The organism is Acidithiobacillus albertensis, assembly GCF_001931655.1.
Lineage (GTDB): Bacteria > Pseudomonadota > Gammaproteobacteria > Acidithiobacillales > Acidithiobacillaceae > Acidithiobacillus > Acidithiobacillus thiooxidans.
The window spans coordinates 2,199,992-2,202,012 of record NZ_MOAD01000001.1; the positions used below are offsets into that span (position 1 = coordinate 2,199,992).

Below are 2,021 nucleotides of genomic sequence, written 5' to 3' on the forward strand. Positions count from 1 at the left end.
ATCTTCGGCTGCCTGGAGGATGTTCAACACCAACTGCGTGGAGGTATCCGAATCAGAAAGCGTATGCGCACCACCACAGCAAGCGGTTTTCAAGGGAAAGTCTACGGCTACGGCACCCGCTGCATTGAGCAGGTCGTCCATAAAATGCGGGGCATAGCTGGATTCAGAGCCGGGACCCTGATCTTTTTCCGGAAAAATCTGCCGGGGACGGGTGTACATACAGCCATAATAATTGGCTATTTTCAGACCGTTCAGACTTTTCTTGACCTTGCTCTTGATGCCATCAGGACCGACTTCTTCCATGAACCATTCCAGAGCATGCAACGTCCGTACATCACCGTCGTATACCGGATCGCCGGATTTGTCGGCCAGATCCTGAACCGTCTTCATGGTCTCTTCGGAAGTGGCACATTCATATTCCGTCTGCTTCAGATTGCGGTAACAACCGTTGCAAGGGGCCATCACCGTATCACAACCCTGCAATTTGCTGGCAATGGCCAGATTGCGTGCGGACATGTAGGTCTGCAGCATGGGGTGGATATTCTTCACCTCCATGGCGCCGCAACAGTTGTAGTCTTCGAGGTTTTCCATCTGCAGGCCAAGTTCCTTGACCAGAACGCGCGTGGACTTGTCGTAGGGGCCGCCGGAACCTTCCAGCGCACAACCCGGATAATATGCAACCTTAGCCATGATGAGCGGCCTCCTTCTGTGCTTTCACGTATTCTGCGAGTACTTCTCCGGTCTTGCCCCAGGACTTGGTTTTCGGACGGAAAACAAAATTCAAGCCCATTTTCGCCAACTGCCCCAAAGGCAAACCCTTGGACAGCCGCTTTCCGAATTCAATTATCCAGTCCTGAACCAGAGGCTGATTGGAACGCTTGTAAAAACCCATCATGACTTCGGTATCTTCAATGCGACCAAACTCAATACACTGATGGGTGAATTCTTCGTCAAAGTGGGTGGAAAGGGTCTTGGGGGTCAGCCCATTATCTTCCATCCAGTGTGCGGTGGCTTTCATGACGCCTTCAGGACGCACGTCCTTGGGGCAAATGTTGGTGCACTTGTTACAGGACACGCACTGCCAGATGATGTCTTTATCTTTCATCAACTCGGCCTTCAGGCCCAGACGAATCAGATAAATCCAGTAACGGGGATTGAAGTCCACGTTCTGGGCGTACATGGTGCAGGAGTTGGTGCAGGAACCGCACTGCCAACAACGATGTACATTCTCGCCACCGCTGTAGCTCTGAATGATTTTTTCGAAATTTTCATCATAGTCGGTGAGTGTACGAGGAGTAATCATCGTGTTCCAGGACCCTGAAACATCCACTCCGTCCACTACCAGATGGTCGTGCTGTAAAATCCGATCTGGATCGATCAGTGTTTTTTCATGAATAGCCATAGCTGCTCCTAAACCCTAATTCATCACGCCAAAGTCTAAATGCACAAAGCAATCTGCTATTGCCCGTACATCCTGTGAATACCGATGAGCGAGAATTTTTTAAGCGCCCGCTTTCATGTTGATATGTTGGTTAGTGGCGAGTTCGGGGTTGTAGAGGTATTCCACATTTCCCTGCTCGACCTGTTTGAGGTATTCCTGGAAGTCGGCTTTGGCCTTGTCCCAGCTGATGCCCATTTTTTCCACCAGATCTTCACAGGGTGAAGCATGCCACTGGAGCTGGACGATCTTGAAGGGATCAGCGCCACAGGCCAGGGCGGCCAGCTGCACGTCTGCAATGATCGGGATGCTGTAGTTCATGTCATGGGCCTTGCCGATCCACTGGTTCTTGTCCATGGTGGTGATACAGCCGGTGTCGATGCCAATCATGACGTCGGCGTTGGCTTCTTCCCGGGCGACCTTGATCTTGCGATTCATGGTGAAGCTGCGGGTGAATTCGCGCTCGGAGATGATGTGCCGGAAGCCAAAGCCACAGCAGTCATACCAAGTGGAGTAGTCGATGACCTGGGCTCCCAGCGCCTGCGCGACCGAGGTGCCAACGGCCGTGCGGTTGCCACCGAGA

The 2,021-nt window shown here is 52.2% G+C and carries 3 protein-coding genes; all 3 read right to left on the reverse strand.

Annotated features, from left to right (window positions below; genetic code table 11):
* Positions 1-690, reverse strand: a 690-nt coding sequence (locus BLW97_RS11335; RefSeq protein ID WP_075323208.1) for a CoB--CoM heterodisulfide reductase iron-sulfur subunit B family protein, incomplete at its 3' end; no start/stop codon positions are given.
* Positions 683-1,402 (reverse strand): 4Fe-4S dicluster domain-containing protein, encoded by a 720-nt coding sequence (locus tag BLW97_RS11340; protein ID WP_075323209.1) that lies wholly within the window; start codon positions 1,400-1,402, stop codon positions 683-685. The genes BLW97_RS11340 and BLW97_RS11335, both read right to left, overlap by 8 nt.
* Positions 1,403-1,501: 99 nt before the next feature.
* A partial coding sequence (locus tag BLW97_RS11345) for a heterodisulfide reductase-related iron-sulfur binding cluster (RefSeq protein WP_242947799.1) occupies positions 1,502-2,021 on the reverse strand: 520 nt, incomplete at its 5' end.

What these genes read in the sequence shown, in the direction of transcription:
- BLW97_RS11340 (WP_075323209.1), bottom strand. Translation starts at nt 1,402, where the DNA reads ATGGCTATTCATGAAAAAACACTGATCGATCCAGATCGGATTTTACAG.